We start from the raw sequence: 12,510 nt of genomic DNA, 5'->3' as shown, positions 1-12,510 counted from the left end.
GCAAGGGGACCGACCCCTACGAAGGAATATGACATGCAGAGCGAAAACCGCTTTTTCGACGACCTCGCCAAGATGGTGAACGGCATTGCCGGAACCGTTGCCGGCGCCGGCCGCGAAGCCGAGTCCGCGATGCGCGACCGCGCCAAGGAATGGGTTGGCCGCATGGATTTCGTCAGCCGCGAGGAATTCGAGGCTGTGAAGAAAATGGCCGCTACGGCGCGCGCCGAGGCCGAAGCGCTGAAGGCGAGGCTCGACAAGCTGGAAGGCGTGGCGAAGCCCGCGGCTGCTCCCAAGGCTGCGGCGGCGCCGAAGGCCGCGGCAAAGCCTGCCGTTGCGAAGTCGGCCGCGAAACCCGCTGCCAAGCCCGCGGCGCGCAAGCCCAAGAGCTAAGACGCGCGACACGCTTTTGGTAGTTTATGCACAAAATATTCCCCGGATGGCACGGGACGCGGACTCGCGTCATCGCACCATCCGGGCTAAGGCGCGCGCATGAGTGACGATATTTACGACGACGATGACGGCCAGGACGCAGCCCCGATGGAGATGCTGGCGTCCTACTTTGCCGCGCACGACTGGCCACACGAAATGGTGGGCGAGGACGAGATCGTCGCCACCGCACAGGGCAGCTGGACGACCTATGAACTGCGCGCCGTGTGGCGCGCCGACGACGGCGTGATCCAGCTCCTCGCCTTCCCCGACATTCGCGTCGTCGAGGACAAGCGCGCTGTCGCGCACGAGGCGCTCGCATTGATCAACGAACAATTGTGGCTCGGCCATTTCGAGCTCTGGTCGAACAGCGGCACGATCCTGTTCCGCCACGGCATGCTGCTCGGCGCCGACGCATCGCTGCCCCTCGACATGACCGAAACGCTGATCGAAAGCGCGATCGACGAATGCGAGCGCTTTTACCCCGTCTTTCAGTTCGTGCTGTGGGGCGGCAAATCGCCCGCCGAAGCACTCGCCGCGTCGCTCATCGAAACGCGCGGCGAGGCGTAAGCCTTAAATCTTCTCGAAGCGGGTCAGCCCCGGCCCCAGTTCGTTCGGCCCGATCGCCAGCGCCTCGCCGCTCCAGTCGGCGACGAAGAGCGTCTTGCGGCCGGTGCCTTGCGGAACGGTCGCACGATTGCCTTCGATGACCAGCCCGCGCGACGGATTATCGCGCGCCTCCGCGGCGATCGCGATCAACGCCCCGTAATTTTCCTTTTCGCGTCCCTGGATCATCAGGTTGTTGACGATCCGTCCGGTCGATCCCGCAGGCAAGTCGATCAGGTAATTGGTCGTTGTGCCCTGTGTATCGTCGAAGCTGTTGTCGCGGATTTCGACGTGCGGCGAGCGGGTCTTGAGATAATGGCCGCCGCTGCCCTTTTCAAAGCGTGTGCGGGTGACGACGACGCGGCCATAGACCCCGGTGTAAACGCTGTGCGCGCAGCTGAGGCCGCGGTCGCAGCGGCCGAGGCGCGAAAAGGTCGAACGGTCGATCGTCAGCGTCGCCGCCGGATCGTCGGCGGTCAAAATCCCTTCCTCGCTGTTGCGGAACAGGCTGTTGACGACGTCGAGATTGCTTTGTTCGAGGCGGATCCCCGCGCCATTGCCGTCGGGGACGCGCATATTCTGGAACACGATCCCGTCGATGCGCGCGCCGCCGCCGCGCAGCACCAGCGCCGCCTTGCCCTCGCACGTCACGCCGTCGAAGATCGCCCGGCCGGGCTCGACCGCGACGAAGGCGATGCGGCCCGCCGTCTGCACCGCGCAGTCGCGATGATAGCCGGGGGCGATGCGGATCGTGCCCTCGGCTTCGCCGATCGCATCGACGGCGTCCTGCAGCCGTCCGAAACCGCGGCCATCGACGCTATAGGGTGCGCCCCCGGTCTGCGCGGGCAGCGGCATCGGCGCGAGAAGCAGCGGGAGGGCGAGCAGCGGCAACAGGGGCCGACGGAGAATTGCCTTGAACATGCGCCGCCCATAGCGGCTTTCGGCACGTCCGTCGTTCGCGAAGCTGGTTAATCGTGCACCTGTCCCCTTATCGGACAGGCGCCCGGACGCAGGTTAATCCAGATTGGGCCGCAGCCAGCGCGTCGCGGTTTCGATATCGACGCCGCGCCGCCCGGCATATTCCGCGAGCTGGTCGGGACCCACGCGCGCGACGCCGAAATAGCTCGCATCGGGATGCCCGAAATAGAAACCCGATACCGCCGCGGTCGGCAGCATCGCGAAGCTTTCGGTCAGGATCGCGCCCGAATTCTTGCCCGCGTCGAGCAGGTCGAACAGGATCGGCTTCAGGCTGTGGTCGGGGCAGGCCGGATAGCCCGGCGCCGGACGAATGCCGCGATATTCTTCCTTGACGATGGCGTCGGGAGTCAGCTGTTCGCCGGGCGCATAGCCCCACAGATCGGTGCGCACATGCGCGTGCAGCCGCTCGGCAAAAGCCTCGGCAAAACGGTCGGCGAGCGCTTTCAGCAGGATGTCGTTATAATCGTCATGCCCCGCCTTGAAGCGTGCGAGGTGCGGCTCGATGCCGTGGATCGCGACCGAAAAGCCGCCGATCCAGTCGCCGTCATGGCTGACAAAATCGGCGAGGCACATGTTCGGACGGCCTTCGCGCTTGGCGATCTGCTGGCGCAGGAAGGGGATGCGTATATGTTCTTCGCTCTCTTCGAGATGGATGATCACATCGTCGCCCTCGCGCCGACACGGCCACAGCGCCGCGACACCGCGCGCGGTCAGCCAGCCTTCGCCGATGATCTTGTCGAGCATCGCGCGCGCGTCGGCGTAAAGGCTCGACGCGCTTTCGCCGACGACCTTATCGGTCAGGATCGCGGGATAATTGCCCGCGAGCTCCCAAGCGCGGAAGAAGGGCGTCCAGTCGATCCACTCGACCAGTTCGGCGAGATCCCAATTGTCGAAGACATGCACCCCGGGATTCTCGGGCGGAAACGGCCGGATATGCTCGTCGATCGCGAAGCCGTTGGCGCGCGCATCCTCGATCGGGATCAGCGCGCTCTGCCCCTTGTTGGCGCGCACGTCGCGGACATGCTCGTAATCGTCCTTATAGCCCTTCACATAGGCATCGCGCCCGGTGTCGCTGACCAGCGCGGTGGCAACACCGACGGCGCGGCTCGCGTCGAGCACGTGGAGCACCGGCCCCTTGTACGCGACATCGATGCGCAGCGCGGTGTGCACTTTCGACGTCGTCGCGCCGCCGATCAGCAGCGGCATCGTCATCCCGGCGCGCTGCATCTCCTCGGCGACGGTCACCATCTCGTCGAGCGAGGGGGTGATCAGGCCCGACAGGCCAATCATGTCGGCGTCGTTCTCGTTCGCCGCCTCGAGGATTTTCGACCAGGGGACCATCACGCCCAGGTCGACGATCTCGAAGCCGTTGCACTGGAGCACCACGCCGACGATATTCTTGCCGATGTCATGGACATCGCCCTTGACGGTCGCCATCACGACCTTGCCCTTGCCCTTTGATCCGGGTTCTTTCGCCGCCTCGATGAAGGGCAGCAAATGCGCGACCGCCTTCTTCATCACGCGCGCCGATTTCACGACCTGCGGCAGGAACATCTTGCCCGACCCGAACAGGTCGCCGACGACGTTCATGCCGTCCATCAGTGGCCCTTCGATCACCTCGATCGGGCGCGGCAGCAGTTGCCGCATCTCTTCGGTGTCGTCGACGACATGGGCGTCGATACCCTTGACCAGCGCATGTTCGAGCCGTTTGGCGACCGGCCAGCCGCGCCATTCCTCGGCCGCCTTTTCCTGTGCCGGACTGGTGCCTTTATAGCGTTCGGCGAGGGCGATGAGGCGTTCGGTGGGCGATTCCGCCTCGCCCTCGACCTTGCGGTTGAGCACGACGTCTTCGCACGCCTGGCGCAGTTCGGGGTCGATGGTGTCATAGACGTCGAGCTGGCCCGCGTTGACGATCGCCATGTCGAGTCCGGCGGGAATCGCGTAATAGAGGAAGACGCTGTGCATCGCGCGGCGCACCGTCTCGTTGCCGCGAAAGCCGAACGACAGGTTCGACAGGCCGCCCGAGAAATGGACGTGCGGACAGCGGACGCGGATGATCTTCACCGCCTCGATGAAGTCGACGGCATAATTGTCATGCTCTTCGAGCCCCGTCGCGACCGCGAAGACATTGGGGTCGAAGATGATGTCCTCGGGCGGAAAGCCGATGGTCATCAGCAATTTATAGGCACGCTCGCAAATCTCGATCTTGCGTTGCATCGTATCGGCCTGTCCGACCTCGTCGAACGCCATCACGACGACCGCCGCGCCATAGGCCATGCACTTGCGCGCGTGGACGAGGAACGGCCCCTCGCCTTCCTTCATGCTGATCGAGTTGACGATCGGCTTGCCCGGCACGCATTTGAGGCCCGCCTCGATCACGCTCCATTTCGAGCTGTCGATCATCACCGGAACCCGCGCAATATCGGGTTCGGCGGCGATGAGCTTCAGGAAGGTCGTCATCGCATATTCGGCGTCGAGCAGACCCTCGTCCATGTTGACGTCGATGACCTGCGCGCCATTCTCGACCTGCTGGCGTGCAACCTCGACCGCCGCGGCATAATCGTCGGCGAGGATCAGCTTCTTGAACGCCGCCGATCCGGTGACGTTGGTGCGCTCGCCAATGTTGACGAAGCTGGAAGAGGCGGCGGTGGTCATCGGGGTATCCTGAAATTGAGTATTAGGCAGCGAGCGGGCGCGCGAGGACGAGATCGTCGTAAAGTTTGCCGCCGACATTGAACTGGCGCGTGCCAAGGTCGGCGAACCCCTGCTTGCGATAGAAGGCGAGCGCACGTTCGTTGCCGGCATAGACGCCCAGAAGCAGACGGCGATGGCCGCTCGCCGCTTCCAGCGCCTGCTTCATCAACGCCGCGCCCAGCCCCGAGCCGTGGAAACGCGACAGCGAATAGATGCGCTTTAACTCGATATCGCCTTCAAGCGCCGCGGCGAGGTCCGGTTTGCCAACGAGCGCAAATCCGATCGGCGCACCGCCTGGCTGTGCCTCGGCGATCCACGCCCGGCCCCCGTCCGCGAGATAGGCCAGATAGGCCGCTTCATTATGCTGTGCAGCGCAATGGCCGACGATCGCATCGCCGTCGAGGATGCCCGCGAAGGTTTCGAGAAAGGTCGCCGCGCCGATCAGCGCGAGCGCCGACGCGTCATTCGCTCCGGCGTCGCGGATCGTCCATGTCGGAATGTCGGTCATCGGTTCAGGCCGCCATGGTGAAGGGTTCGAGCCCCGCGAGCCGCGTGCGCACTGGAACCTCCGGAATATGCCGCGGCGCGAGGCCGGCAACCGCCTTCGCCATCGCCGCGATATGCGCCGGCGTCGACCCGCAGCAGCCGCCGAGAATGTTGACCTGACCATGTTCGGCCCATTCGCGCACGAGACCTGCGGTCGTGTCGGGCATCTCGTCATATTCGCCGAGTTCGTTGGGCAGGCCCGCGTTCGGGTAGACCATCACCAGCGCGTCGGCGATGTCGGAGAGCACGCGCACATGCGGGCGAAGCTGCGCCGCGCCGAACGAGCAGTTGAGTCCGATCGTCAACGGCCTGGCATGGCGAACGGCATACCAGAAGGCTTCGACCGTATGCCCCGACAGGTTGCGCCCCGACAGGTCGGTGAGCGTCATCGAAATCATCAGCGGCAACTCGCGCCCGACCTTCGCCTCGGCCTCGAGCGTCGCAGCGATTCCCGCCTTGGCGTTGAGCGTGTCGAAGATCGTCTCGATCAGGATGAAGTCGGCGCCGCCTTCGGCCAGCGCGACGACCTGACCCAGATAAACGTCTTTCAGCTCGTCGAAATCGATTTCGCGATAGCCGGGGTTGTTGACGTCGGGCGACAGTGACAGCGTCTTGTTCGTCGGCCCGACCGCGCCCGCGATGAAGCGGCGACGGCCGTCCATCGCTTCATATTTGTCCGCCGCCTCGCGGCCCAGCCGCGCGCTTTCATGGTTGATGTCGGCGACCAGATGTTCGGCGCCATAATCGGCCTGACTGATCGTGTTGGCACTGAACGTATTGGTCGACACAATGTCCGATCCCGCCGCCAGATAGGCTTCGCCGATCGCGGTGACGACATCGGGGCGCGTCAGCGCGAGGATGTCGTTATTGCCCTTTTGGTCGTGCGTCAGGCCGAGGCTGCCGGCATAGTCGGCTTCGACCAGTTTGCGGAGCTGGATCTGCGTCCCCCAGCCGCCGTCGGTCAGCAGGATGCGCTCCTTTGCCGCCGCCTGCAGGGCTTCGCGTGCGTTGCTGGTCAAATTGACGGTCATGCGGCTTTCTCCGTCGCGGGCGCCGCCGCCGGACGCAGGCCCAGGAGGTGGCAGATGGCATAGCTCAGTTCGGCGCGGTTGAGCGTGTAGAAATGGAAATCACGCACCCCGCCTGCGTAAAGCCGGCGGCACATTTCGGCCGCGATCGTCGCCGCAACGAGTTGGCGCGCGGCGGGCAGGTCGTCGAGCCCTTCGAACAGCGAGATCATCCAGCCGGGAATCGCGGTGCCGCACATATCGGCCATGCGCCGCGTCTGCGACACGTTCGATACAGGCAGGATGCCGGGGATGATCGGCGCGGTGATGCCCGCCGCCGCTGCCGCGTCGCGAAAGCGCAGGAAGCTGTCGGGCGAGAAGAAGAATTGCGTGATCGCGCGCGTCGCGCCCGCATCGAGCTTGCGCTTGAGGTTATCGAGATCGGATTCGGCGCAGTCGGCGTCGGGGTGAATCTCCGGATAAGCGGCAACCGAAATGTCGAAGGGCGCAATCGCCTTCAGTCCCGCGACGAGTTCGATCGCATTGGCATAGCCATCGGGGTGCGCGCGGTACGGCGCCCCGCCGGGGACATCGCCGCGCAGCGCGACGATATGCCGCACCCCTGCGTCCCAATAGGCATGCGCGACCTCATCGATCTCGGCGCGTGACGCCTCGACGCAGGTAAGGTGGGCGGCGGGCGGAACGGCGCTTTCGGCGGCGATGCGCGCGACGGTCGCATGGGTGCGCTCGCGCGTCGACCCGCCCGCGCCATAAGTGACCGACACGAAGCTGGGGCCAAGCGGTTCGAGCGTGCGGAACGTGTCCCACAGCTGCGCTTCCATCTTCTCGGTTTTGGGCGGGAAGAATTCGAAGCTGACGCCGATGTCGCCTTCGAGATTGGCGAACAGCGGCGAGGCCGCGGCGCGGCGCGCTTCTGCCAGCGAGTTCAAATTCGACGTCATGCCGCAAGCCTTTTGCTTTGTCCGCCTTCACTGGCGGGAGGTTGATCTTCGTCGCTGCGACGACGGCCGAGCCACAACTTCACGGCCAGCTCCCCGCCTTCCAGCGTCTGTGTATTTTCCAGCAGCAGCCCGGCCGATGCGAACCAGCCGCGGATTTGCGCGTCCGAAAAGCCCAGGCGCGCGTGTGCCGCAAAATTGCGCAACTCTTCGTCCTCGTGCGGCGCGAAATCGACGACGAGCAAATGGCCGCCGCCGCGCAGCACCCGGCTCGCCTCGGCGATCACGCGGTCGGGCTCGTGCGCGAAATGCAGCGCCTGGTGAATGACGATGCTGTCGATGCTCGCATCGGCGACCGGCAGATTCAAGAAGTCGCCCTGGAGCAGGTCGACGGGGACCGATTGCCCTTCCAGCTTGGTGCGCGCGATGCGTAGCATTTCGGGGCTGCGGTCGAGCGCGGTGATGCGGCGCACGGTCGGCGCGAAGATTTCGGCCATCCGGCCCGTGCCCGTACCGATGTCGAGCAAATGCCCGAGCCGACGGTTGTGCATCATCGCCAGCATCGCGGCCTCGACCTCGCTTTCGGCGACGTGGCGCGAACGGATCGCATCCCATTCGGCGGCATGTTCGGCGAAATAGCGTTCGGCGGACGCAGCGCGCTCGTCGCGCACCGCCGCCAACCGCCGCGCATCATGCGCGATGACCCGCGTCTCGCGCGCGGAGAAGGGCCATTTTTCGGCTTGCCCGATAATCTCGGCGACCGGGCCGCCGGTCGCGATCCGCAGGAAAACCCAGCTTCCTTCGCGTCGCCGCTCGACGATCCCGGCCTCGACAAGGATCCGGACATGGCGCGACACGCGCGGCTGGCTCTGATCGAGCACAACCGCCAATTCGCCGATCGCGAGTTCCATCTCGCGCAAAAGCGCGACGACTCGCAATCGCGTCGGGTCCGCGAGGGCACGGAAAATGTCGATCAGCTCGCTCATGGAACAACATATAAAGCTTTCTTTATATCTGGTCAACCAAGCGTCGCACCACAATTTCCGCCGCGCGCCCCCCAACCGGGACCGAATTGCGACGAAACAGGCAAGCTCCCGCAAAAAGGGCGTTGCGCGCCATTTGGCGAGGGGGTAATTCTGCGCGCGATTGGCAAAATTCGGGATCGATCAGTTCCTGTGCCGATCGGTCAGTTCAAACCGAGAGGGGTATTCCCAAATGAAGAAATCGATCACTCTGTCGCTCGTCCTCGCCGCCTCGATGGGCCTCGCTGCTTGCGCCGAAAAGGCCGCCGACGACACGGCTGCTGCAACCGAAGACGCAGCGGCGACCGTCGAGGGCGCTGCCGATGGCGCGATGGAAGCTGCTGAAGGCGCTGCCGACGCGACCGCCGCGGCTGCTGGCGAAGCCGGCGCTGCTGCCGACGCCGCTGGCGATGCGGCCGCCTCGGGCGACGCTGCCAAGGCTGCCGACAAGGCGACCGAAGCTGCCGACGCTGCCAAGGAAGCTGCCGACGCTGCCAAGGGCGCGATGGAAGAAGCCAAGAAGTAAGCGTCTTTTTGGCCTTTCAGGCCGAAGAAATGCCAAAGACAAAGGGGGGTCGCCGGTTCGCCGGTGGCCCCTTTTGCATTCGGGACAGGTATCAAGCAGTGCAGTTGCCAAGCCCCTGATCCGCCGTTAACTCTCAGTCCCAATGGCCGTCGCCCGGCCATTGCATTCGAAAGGAATATCATGCGCAAGATCATCATCGCCTCGATGGCCGCCGCGGCCTTCAGCCTCGCCGCCTGCTCGGAAAAGACCCAGGACGCTGCTAGCGAGACCGCCGATTCCATGGGCGACGACGCCGCTGCGGCTGGCGACGCCGCTGCCGATGCCGCCGCTGGCGCTGCCGACGCGACGGCTGCTGCCGCTGACGAAGCCGCCGATGCGACCGCCGCCGCCGCCGATAAGGCCGGCAATGCCGTCGAAGGCACCGTGAACGCCGCTGGCGAAGCCGCCGACAAGGCCGGCGACAATATCGCCGAAGAAACCAAGAAGGCCGAAGCCAACGACAAGAAGTAAGTCGTCGGCACGCCTTCGGGCTGATATTGGGGGCTCCATCCACCGTGGATGGAGCCCTTTTTCATGGGAGCGCATGCGATGATCGAGCTTCGGATGACGGGCGCCGCGCTCGCGATACTGATCCTGACGACGACAGCGGGATGCAGCCGCACCGACAATGAGCCCGGCCCCGGCGGCGTGACCGTCAGCGAGGCGAAGGCGCTCGACGATGCCGCCGAAATGCTCGAAAGCCGCGACAGCGCTGCGCCGGCCGAGCCGAGCAAGACGGCGGGCGAACCAGCGAACGCCGACAAATAGCGCCTTCCCCTCGTCGCACCGAGGGGTTAGATTGAGCGCGCCCCGCGACTGGCGCTGAAGATGGGGTCCCATCGGGAAGCGGGGCTGGCCGGCAGGCCGTCATGAGCCGCGCGCCTGGGTGATCCACTGCCAACGCAAGGACATCCGCATGACCGATACGCCCAGCACCAATATCGTCTTCCTGCTCTTTCCCGGGATCACCCAGCTCGACTTCACCGCGCCCGCACAGGCGCTTTCGCGCATGCCCGGCGCGGCGCTCGCCGGTACTGCCGCGACCCTCGATCCGATCATGACCGACAGCGGCTTCGCGATCGTGCCGACGCATGATTTCGCAGGCGCGCCGCAGGCCGACATTCTGTGCATCCCCGGCGGGCATGGCGTGGCGGATGCGCTCGGCGATGCCGCGACGATCGATTTCATCGCGCGGCAGGCCGCGGGCGCGCAGTGGGTGACGAGCGTCTGCACCGGCGCTTTCCTGCTCGGCCGTGCCGGACTGCTCGCGGGCAAGCGCGCGACGACGCACTGGGCCTATACCCATCTGCTGCCGCTGGTCGGTGCCGAGCCGGTCAAAGCCCGCGTCGTCGAGGACGGCCATGTCGTCACCAGCGGCGGCGTGACCTCGGGGCTGGATTTCGCGCTGACCTTGATCTCCCGGCTGCGCGGCGATGCAGTGGCGCAGGCGATCCAACTCGCGATCGAATATGATCCGGCACCGCCCTTCCCCGGCGGCCATCCCGACCGCGCGCCCAAGGCGATCACCGCGGGCCTGAAAGAACATGTCTATAACGCCGCGGCGGCGCGAATGGAGGCGGCGCTGTCGCGCGGTTAGCGGCAGCCCGCGAGCGCGATTTCGTATAGCTTCGGCCAATATTTGCCGGTCACGAACAGACGCTTCTTTTTCGCGTCCCATGCAATGCCGTTGAGCACGCTGTCGGTCCCGCTGACACCCGCATCGGCCTTGAGCCCCGTCAGGTCGACGAGCGAGACGACATTGCCGGTCGCGGGATCGATGCGGACGATGAAATCGGTCATCCAGATATTCGCCCAGATCTGGCCGTCGATCGTCTCGAGCTCGTTGAGCATCGAGAGCGGCCGGCCGCCGAAGCGCACCGTGACGCGCTTCTGCTCCTTCATCGTCGCGGGATCGAAGAAGCGGAGCTCGGTCGTGCCGTCGCTCAGCACCAGGCTGCCCTCGGCCATCGTGAGGCCCCAGCCCTCGCCGTCATATTTGAAGGTGCCGGCCGGCTTCAAATCCTTGATCGACCAGCGATTGCCGACGCCGCCCTGCCAGGTCACGCCGATGATCTGTTCGCCCCAGCGCGTGATGCCCTCGCCGAACTGGTCCGCCGGCAGCTTTGTCTGCGCCAGCGCCTTGCCGGTCTTGAGGTCGAGCCGCGCCACGCGCGACTGACCATATTGGCCGGTGGCTTCGTAAAGATGCCCCTCGTCCCAGAAAAGACCCTGGGTGAAGCTGGTGGCATCGTGCGGGAAGGTTTCGACGATGCGGTATCCACAACGCTCGATCGGCGCCGGCGCCGGAGGCGTGGCGACTGCGGGGTCGGCGAACAGCGCGAAGGCGAGGACGAACATCATCACCGCCCCTAGCTATGCGGCACCGCCTTAACTGGCAATGTCCCGCCTCCCCTATTTCGTCACCCCGCCTTATCCTTCGTCATGCCGGATCTGATCGGGCATCCATGACGCCGCGCGCCCGGATGGACCCCGGATCAAGTCGGTGACTGTCCCTTTCGAACATGTAGCTGTTCCCCGGCGAAGGCCGGGGTCCAGAGCGTTGGAAAGCCACGGTTGCCCGATGACGCCCTGGGCCCCGGCCTTCGCCGGGGAACAGCCGCTTACATGTCGTAAGGGGATAATCGCCGACTTGATCCGGGGTCCATGACGACAGCGCGGCGATGGATCCCGGATCAAGTCCGGGATGACGATAAAGACAAGTCCGGGATGACGATAAAGAGATGTCGCCTTTTGGCCGAAACCCGCCGCTTGTTCTTCACGGCCTTCCCCCTTGCGCTCCCCCCGCAAATACGTCACAACTTTACGTGAACGTAAAGGTAAAGCTGCCGCGAGAGGATTCTTCCCCATGACCCTTCCGACCTTCGACACGATCAAGCTCGAACTCGCCGACCATGTCGCGACGATCACGCTGAACCGGCCCGACCGGCTGAATTCGATGCCGCCCGCGATGGCCGATGACATTCGCGAAGCACTCGATCATCTGCCCGGCCTCGGCGCGCGGGCGCTGCTGATCACCGGCGAAGGCCGCGGTTTCTGTTCGGGCGCCGACCTGGCGGGCGACCGGTCGGGGGGGAGCGCCGTCGGCGGCGGGGCGCGGAGCCGCAATGCGCTGCGCGGTCATTACAACCCGATGCTGCTTGCACTCGCCAATCTCGACATTCCGGTAATCACCGCGGTGAACGGACCCGCGGCGGGCGTCGGATGCAGTTTTGCTTTGTCGGGCGACTTCACCATCGCGGGCAAGAGCGCCTATTTCCTGCAGGCATTCGTCAACATCGGCCTGGTCCCCGACGGCGGCTCGTCGTGGCTGCTGCCGCGCCTGATCGGCGTGCCGCGCGCGTTGCAGATGATGATGCTCGGCGAAAAGATCGGCGGCGAGCAGGCGGCCGATTGGGGCATGATCTATAAATGCGTCGAGGATGCCGACCTGATGACCGAGGCGAAGGCGCTCGCCAACCGGCTCGCGAACGGCCCAACCATCGCGCTCGGCACGATGCGCAAGATCCTGCGCGACGGTTTGACACAGGATTTCGCGACCACGCTCGACGCCGAGGCCAGGGGCCAGTTCGTCGCGGGCGGCACCGCCGATGCGATGGAAGGCATCATGGCCTTCCAGCAGAAGCGCAAGACCGAGTTCAAGGGGAAGTAATCTAAAGCCCCTCCCCTTCAGGGGAGGGGTTGGGGTG

Annotated in this window: 14 protein-coding genes and 1 riboswitch; of the genes, 7 read left to right on the top strand and 7 right to left on the bottom strand. The window is 65.1% G+C overall.

Going from position 1 to position 12,510, the window contains the following annotated elements; all coding sequences use genetic code 11:
- Window positions 1–33: 33 nt before the first annotated feature.
- Window positions 34–390 carry an accessory factor UbiK family protein gene (locus tag ACREBX_RS14790; RefSeq protein WP_431562507.1) on the top strand — a complete coding sequence of 119 codons (357 nt, stop codon included), beginning with the start codon at window positions 34–36 and terminating at the stop codon, window positions 388–390.
- 99 nt (window positions 391–489) lie between these two features.
- The gene (locus ACREBX_RS14785) at window positions 490–996 is read left to right on the top strand and encodes a YbjN domain-containing protein (protein ID WP_431562506.1); all 507 of its coding nucleotides are present in this window, start codon (window positions 490–492) and stop codon (window positions 994–996) included.
- A gap of 3 nt (window positions 997–999) precedes the next feature.
- Here ACREBX_RS14785 and ACREBX_RS14780 read toward each other — a convergent pair whose 3' ends face one another.
- The 6 genes from ACREBX_RS14780 to ACREBX_RS14755 all read right to left on the bottom strand — a co-directional run bounded on the left by ACREBX_RS14780 (window position 1,000) and on the right by ACREBX_RS14755 (window position 8,202).
- Window positions 1,000–1,953, bottom strand: a complete 954-nt coding sequence (locus ACREBX_RS14780; RefSeq protein ID WP_431562505.1) for a right-handed parallel beta-helix repeat-containing protein — start codon at window positions 1,951–1,953, stop codon at window positions 1,000–1,002.
- A 93-nt stretch (window positions 1,954–2,046) separates the two neighbouring features.
- On the bottom strand, window positions 2,047–4,665 hold the full coding sequence (gene metH, locus ACREBX_RS14775) for a methionine synthase (RefSeq protein ID WP_431562504.1): 2,619 nt from the start codon (window positions 4,663–4,665) through the stop codon (window positions 2,047–2,049).
- Between the two features lie 22 nt (window positions 4,666–4,687).
- The gene (locus ACREBX_RS14770; RefSeq protein ID WP_431562503.1) at window positions 4,688–5,212 is read right to left on the bottom strand and encodes an N-acetyltransferase family protein; all 525 of its coding nucleotides are present in this window, start codon (window positions 5,210–5,212) and stop codon (window positions 4,688–4,690) included.
- Window positions 5,213–5,216: 4 nt separating this feature from the next.
- Window positions 5,217–6,281, bottom strand: a complete 1,065-nt coding sequence (locus tag ACREBX_RS14765) for a homocysteine S-methyltransferase family protein (RefSeq protein WP_431562502.1) — start codon at window positions 6,279–6,281, stop codon at window positions 5,217–5,219.
- Window positions 6,278–7,219: a methylenetetrahydrofolate reductase gene (gene metF / locus ACREBX_RS14760; protein WP_431562501.1), complete on the bottom strand. Its 942-nt coding sequence runs from the start codon at window positions 7,217–7,219 to the stop codon at window positions 6,278–6,280. Before metF ends, ACREBX_RS14765 begins: the two co-directional genes overlap by 4 nt.
- Window positions 7,216–8,202, bottom strand: a complete 987-nt coding sequence (locus ACREBX_RS14755; RefSeq protein WP_431562500.1) for an ArsR/SmtB family transcription factor — start codon at window positions 8,200–8,202, stop codon at window positions 7,216–7,218. Before ACREBX_RS14755 ends, metF begins: the two co-directional genes overlap by 4 nt.
- 229 nt (window positions 8,203–8,431) lie before the next feature.
- Between ACREBX_RS14755 and ACREBX_RS14750 the strand changes: the two genes are divergently transcribed.
- The 4 genes from ACREBX_RS14750 to ACREBX_RS14735 all read left to right on the top strand — a co-directional run bounded on the left by ACREBX_RS14750 (window position 8,432) and on the right by ACREBX_RS14735 (window position 10,400).
- Window positions 8,432–8,764 carry a hypothetical protein gene (locus ACREBX_RS14750; RefSeq protein ID WP_058536846.1) on the top strand — a complete coding sequence of 111 codons (333 nt, stop codon included), beginning with the start codon at window positions 8,432–8,434 and terminating at the stop codon, window positions 8,762–8,764.
- 180 nt (window positions 8,765–8,944) lie between these two features.
- On the top strand, window positions 8,945–9,274 hold the full coding sequence (locus ACREBX_RS14745; protein WP_431562499.1) for an entericidin EcnAB: 330 nt from the start codon (window positions 8,945–8,947) through the stop codon (window positions 9,272–9,274).
- A gap of 78 nt (window positions 9,275–9,352) precedes the next feature.
- Window positions 9,353–9,571, top strand: coding sequence for a hypothetical protein (locus ACREBX_RS14740; RefSeq protein ID WP_431562498.1), 219 nt, complete (start codon window positions 9,353–9,355; stop codon window positions 9,569–9,571).
- A 34-nt stretch (window positions 9,572–9,605) separates the two neighbouring features.
- A riboswitch (ZMP/ZTP riboswitch) is annotated at window positions 9,606–9,698 on the top strand.
- 21 nt (window positions 9,699–9,719) lie between these two features.
- On the top strand, window positions 9,720–10,400 hold the full coding sequence (locus ACREBX_RS14735) for a DJ-1/PfpI family protein (RefSeq protein WP_431562497.1): 681 nt from the start codon (window positions 9,720–9,722) through the stop codon (window positions 10,398–10,400).
- On the opposite strand, the gene ACREBX_RS14730 is transcribed toward ACREBX_RS14735, so the two are convergent.
- The gene (locus tag ACREBX_RS14730; protein WP_431562496.1) at window positions 10,397–11,164 is read right to left on the bottom strand and encodes a glutaminyl-peptide cyclotransferase; all 768 of its coding nucleotides are present in this window, start codon (window positions 11,162–11,164) and stop codon (window positions 10,397–10,399) included. The genes ACREBX_RS14735 and ACREBX_RS14730 overlap by 4 nt on opposite strands.
- A gap of 505 nt (window positions 11,165–11,669) precedes the next feature.
- Here ACREBX_RS14730 and ACREBX_RS14725 point away from each other — a divergent pair.
- A complete protein-coding gene (locus ACREBX_RS14725) occupies window positions 11,670–12,473 on the top strand; it encodes an enoyl-CoA hydratase-related protein (RefSeq protein WP_431562495.1) in 804 nt (267 codons plus the stop codon).
- Window positions 12,474–12,510: the final 37 nt, after the last annotated feature.

Source organism: Sphingopyxis sp., from assembly GCF_050725655.1.
GTDB lineage: Bacteria > Pseudomonadota > Alphaproteobacteria > Sphingomonadales > Sphingomonadaceae > Sphingopyxis.
This window is presented reverse-complemented; position numbering and strand designations above follow the sequence as displayed.

What these genes read in the sequence shown, in the direction of transcription:
- metH (WP_431562504.1), bottom strand. Translation starts at nt 4,665, where the DNA reads ATGACCACCGCCGCCTCTTCCAGCTTCGTCAACATTGGCGAGCGCACC.
- ACREBX_RS14725 (WP_431562495.1), top strand. Translation starts at nt 11,670, where the DNA reads ATGACCCTTCCGACCTTCGACACGATCAAGCTCGAACTCGCCGACCAT.
- ACREBX_RS14750 (WP_058536846.1), top strand. Translation starts at nt 8,432, where the DNA reads ATGAAGAAATCGATCACTCTGTCGCTCGTCCTCGCCGCCTCGATGGGC.
- ACREBX_RS14745 (WP_431562499.1), top strand. Translation starts at nt 8,945, where the DNA reads ATGCGCAAGATCATCATCGCCTCGATGGCCGCCGCGGCCTTCAGCCTC.
- ACREBX_RS14765 (WP_431562502.1), bottom strand. Translation starts at nt 6,281, where the DNA reads ATGACCGTCAATTTGACCAGCAACGCACGCGAAGCCCTGCAGGCGGCG.
- ACREBX_RS14755 (WP_431562500.1), bottom strand. Translation starts at nt 8,202, where the DNA reads ATGAGCGAGCTGATCGACATTTTCCGTGCCCTCGCGGACCCGACGCGA.
- ACREBX_RS14785 (WP_431562506.1), top strand. Translation starts at nt 490, where the DNA reads ATGAGTGACGATATTTACGACGACGATGACGGCCAGGACGCAGCCCCG.
- ACREBX_RS14790 (WP_431562507.1), top strand. Translation starts at nt 34, where the DNA reads ATGCAGAGCGAAAACCGCTTTTTCGACGACCTCGCCAAGATGGTGAAC.
- ACREBX_RS14730 (WP_431562496.1), bottom strand. Translation starts at nt 11,164, where the DNA reads ATGATGTTCGTCCTCGCCTTCGCGCTGTTCGCCGACCCCGCAGTCGCC.
- ACREBX_RS14770 (WP_431562503.1), bottom strand. Translation starts at nt 5,212, where the DNA reads ATGACCGACATTCCGACATGGACGATCCGCGACGCCGGAGCGAATGAC.
- ACREBX_RS14735 (WP_431562497.1), top strand. Translation starts at nt 9,720, where the DNA reads ATGACCGATACGCCCAGCACCAATATCGTCTTCCTGCTCTTTCCCGGG.
- ACREBX_RS14780 (WP_431562505.1), bottom strand. Translation starts at nt 1,953, where the DNA reads ATGTTCAAGGCAATTCTCCGTCGGCCCCTGTTGCCGCTGCTCGCCCTC.
- ACREBX_RS14740 (WP_431562498.1), top strand. Translation starts at nt 9,353, where the DNA reads ATGATCGAGCTTCGGATGACGGGCGCCGCGCTCGCGATACTGATCCTG.
- metF (WP_431562501.1), bottom strand. Translation starts at nt 7,219, where the DNA reads ATGACGTCGAATTTGAACTCGCTGGCAGAAGCGCGCCGCGCCGCGGCC.